Source organism: Rugosimonospora acidiphila (assembly GCF_039543385.1).
GTDB classification, from domain to species: domain Bacteria; phylum Actinomycetota; class Actinomycetes; order Mycobacteriales; family Micromonosporaceae; genus Rugosimonospora; species Rugosimonospora acidiphila.
This window is the reverse complement of record NZ_BAABJQ010000075.1, coordinates 1-3,890: the sequence shown is the minus strand read 5'-3', so window position 1 is coordinate 3,890 and position 3,890 is coordinate 1. Positions and strand designations below refer to the sequence as shown.

At 72.4% G+C, this 3,890-nt stretch carries 1 protein-coding gene; it reads right to left on the bottom strand.

What is annotated here, in order from left to right; all coding sequences use genetic code 11:
* On the bottom strand, nt 1-3,885 hold a 3,885-nt coding region (locus tag ABEA87_RS42060; protein WP_345639399.1), incomplete at its 3' end, for an SDR family oxidoreductase.
* Between the last annotated feature and the right edge of the window lie 5 nt (nt 3,886-3,890).

The window sequence follows — 3,890 nt, the reverse complement described above, 5'->3', positions numbered from 1 at the left end:
CACCGCCCGATACTCGAACCGCGACCGACCCACCAACCCAGCAGCCACCGCACCCACATCCACCGAGCCAGCCGACGCCCACTCGGCCAACGAACCCACCGCCGCGCCCAGTGCCTCCACCGAACGAGCCGACACCACCCACGGCACCACACCACCAGGCACCGACACCTGCTCCACCGGCGCCGGCTCCTGCTCGGCGGCGGGAGTCAGGTCCATTACCGGAGCCTGCTCCAGCAGCACGTGTGCGTTCGTGCCGGAGATGCCGAACGACGACACGCCGGCCCGGCGCGGCCGGTCGCCGGCCCACTCCCGCTCCTCGGTCAGCAGCTGGACCTGACCCGCCGACCAGTCCACCTGCGACGACGGCGCGTCCACGTGCAGCGTGCGCGGCAGCAGCCCGGCCCGCATCGCCACCACCATCTTGATCACACCCGCGACCCCAGCCGCGGCCTGCGTGTGACCGAAGTTGGACTTCACCGAACCCAACCACAACGGCCGATCCTCCGACCGGTCCTGGCCATACGTCGCCAGTAGAGCCTGCGCCTCGATCGGATCACCCAGGGTCGTACCCGTACCGTGCGCCTCCACCGCGTCCACGTCGCCGGGAGTCAGGCCCGCGTCCGCCAGCGCCGCCCGGATCACCCGCTGCTGCGACGGACCATTCGGCGCCGTCAAACCATTCGAGGCACCGTCCTGATTCACCGCCGAACCACGCACCACCGCCAACACCGGATGACCCAACCGCCGCGCATCCGACAACCGCTCCACCAACAGCATCGCCGCACCTTCGGAGAAGCCGGCGCCGTCGGCCGCCTCGGCGAAGGACTTGGACCGTCCGTCCGGCGCGAGGCCGCGCTGCTGGCTGAAGTCGACGAACATGCCCGGGGTCGCCATCACGGTCGCGCCGCCGGCCAGCGCCATGGAACACTCCCCGCGCCGCAGCGCTTGCACTGCCAGGTGCAGCGCCACCAGCGAGGACGAGCACGCGGTGTCCACGGTGATGGCCGGCCCCTCAAGGCCGAAGGTGTACGCGATGCGCCCGGAGAACACGCTGGCCGCGTTCCCCACACCCGCGAGCGCCTCCAGTCCCTCGGCGGTCGACCGCTGGAGCAGGGGCAGGTAGTCCTGTCCGTTGGTCCCGGCGAACACACCGACCTGGGCGCCGCGTACGTCGTGCGGGTCGATCCCGGCCCGCTCGAACGCCTCCCAGGTGATCTCCAGCAGCAGCCGCTGCTGTGGGTCCATGGCCAGCGCCTCACGCGGCGAGATGCCGAAGAAGGTGGGGTCGAAGACGGTCGCGGCGGACAGGAACCCGCCGTGACGCGCGTAGGTGCGGCCGGGTTGGCCCGGCTCCGGGTCGTAGATCGCGTCGAGGTCCCAGCCGCGGTCGTCGGGGAAGACGTCCATGGCGTCGGTGCCGCTGGCGACCAGCCGCCACAGGTCCTCGGGCGAGGCTACGGCGCCGGGGAACCGGCAGCCGATGCCGACGATGGCGATCGGCTCGTCGGCGCGGGCCGACAGCGCGGGGCCGCGCGTTTCGACCTCGGCGGGCCGGATCCGGGTGAGCAGGTGGCGGGCGAGCGCGGTGATGTTCGGGTGGTCGAAGACGAGCGTGGCGGGCAGGGACAGGCCGGTGGCCGCGCCGAGCCGGTTACGCAGGTCGACGCCGGTGAGCGAGTCGAACCCGAGTTCGCCGAACGCCCGCCCGGCGTCGAGCGTCGCCGGCGAGTCATGCCGCAGCACGGCGGCGACGGCGGTGGCCACCAGATCCTTGAGGTGCGCCGTGGCGGCCGCCTCATCCAGACCGGCCAGCCGCTCGGCGAGTGGCGACGACGGACCGTCCTTGGCGGCGGATCCCGATTCCGGGGAGCCGTGCATCGCGGTGCGAGCGGCGGGAACTCCGTCGAGCAGGGGGCGTGGGCGGGCCGCCGCGAACGCCGGGGCGTACCGGTCCCAGCGCACGTCGGCGACGACGACCGCGACGTCGCCGGCGTCGAGGCTGTGGCGCAGTGCGGTGAGCGCCGCCGCCGGAGCCATCGGAGGTACGCCTTCGGCGCGCAGGCGGGCGTGGTCCACACCGTCGGCGGCGTCCCACACCCCCCAGGCGATGGCGGTGGCCGCCGCGCCACGGGCATGACGGCGTTCGGCCAGTGCGTCCAGGTGCGCGTTGGCGGCGGCGTACGCGGCGTGCCGGGCGCTGCCCACCACCCCGGCGATCGAGGAGAAGAGAACGAAGCTGTCCAGTTCGTCGCCGAGCAGTTCGTCAAGGTTGTCGGCGCCGCCGGCCTTGGCGCGCAGCACCCGGGCGACGAGGTCGTCGTCGGTGTCTTCCACCAGGGCGAGCTCCGGGACGGTCGCGAGGTGGAACACGTGCCGGACGCGACGGCCGCCGCCGGAGATCTCGGCGAGCAACGCGGCGAGGTCGTCGCGGTCGGCGACGTCACAGGGCCGGATGGTCAGTTCGGCGCCGGCCTCGGCGAGTTCGGCGCGCAGCGCGGCGGCCTCCTCGGCATCCGGCTCGGCGGCGACGGCCAGCACGATGCTCTGGGCTCCGCACCGGCCCAGCCAGCGGGCGATGCGGGCGCCCTGGTAGCCGTCGAGGTCGGTGATGAGCGTGGTGTGCGCGGGCGACCATCCCGTCGGTTCCCCGGCGGGTGCGGGAATCAACCGCCGGACGTGTACCTGGTCCGCCCGCAGGGCGAGCTGGTCCTCGTCGCCGGCCGCGGCGAGCAGTGACGCGAGGCGCGGGCCCGGGTCGCCGGAGATGTCGATCAGGCCGCCCCAGTGCCCCGGGTCTTCCAGCGCGATGACGCGGGCGGCGCCCCAGAGCTCCGCCTGCCCGGGGTCGGGGGCGGTGCCGCTCGCGCCGACCGCCTCCTCGGTGACCACCCACAGGCGTGGACCGTGCGCGCGGTTCATCAGGTCGCGGGCGAGCGTGAGCAGCGAGGTCAGTCCGGGCCGCACGGCGACGACGCCGGCGAGGTCGAGGTCGTCAAGGCCTTCGGCGAGCTCCGCCGGGCCCGCGGTCCACGGCAGGGTACGGACGTCGGCCCCATGAGCGGCGAGGGTGGTCGGTACCAGGTCGTCGTCGGCGATGACCAGCCAGGCTCCGGTGAGCGGGGTGTCCTGGAGGTCGGGCATGGTCGGCCACTCGATCCGGTACCGCCAGCGGTCGGGGTCGACCGAGGTCTCCACGGCCGGTTTGACGTCAAGCCAGTAGCGTTCGCGTTGGAACGGGTACGTCGGCAGGTCAACGTGCGGGTACCGGCCCGGCAACGCCACCGACCAATCAACCGGCACCCCCAACACATGCGCCTGCCCCACCGCGGTCAACATCTGCCGCCAACCACCCTGATCCCGCCGCAACGTACCCACCGCGTGAACACCGTCCCGCTCACCCAAAGCCACCGTCAACACCGGATGAGCGGAGCACTCCACGAACACCCCGAACCCCTCACCCACCAACACCTCAACCGCCCGATCCAACAACACCCGCTGCCGCAAATTCCGATACCAATACCCCGCGTCCAACTCCTCACCCGACACCCAACCACCGGTCACCGTCGAGAAGAACCGCACCGTTGCCGGCTGAGGCCGGATCTCGGACAGCACCTCGACAAGTTCGTGTTCCAACACCTCCACCGCCGGACCATGCGACGCGTAATCCACCGGCAACACCCGCACCCGAAGCCCCGCCCCCTCACACCGCTCCCGAAACTCCTCGAGTCCATCCACCGGCCCCGACACCACCGTCGCCGACGGGCCATTCACCGCCGCGATACCAACCCCCGCCGGCAACAACCCCTCCACCACATCGGCCCCCGCCGCGACCGACACCATCCCACCCGAACCCGCCAACCCCAACAACAACCGCGACCGCAACACCACCA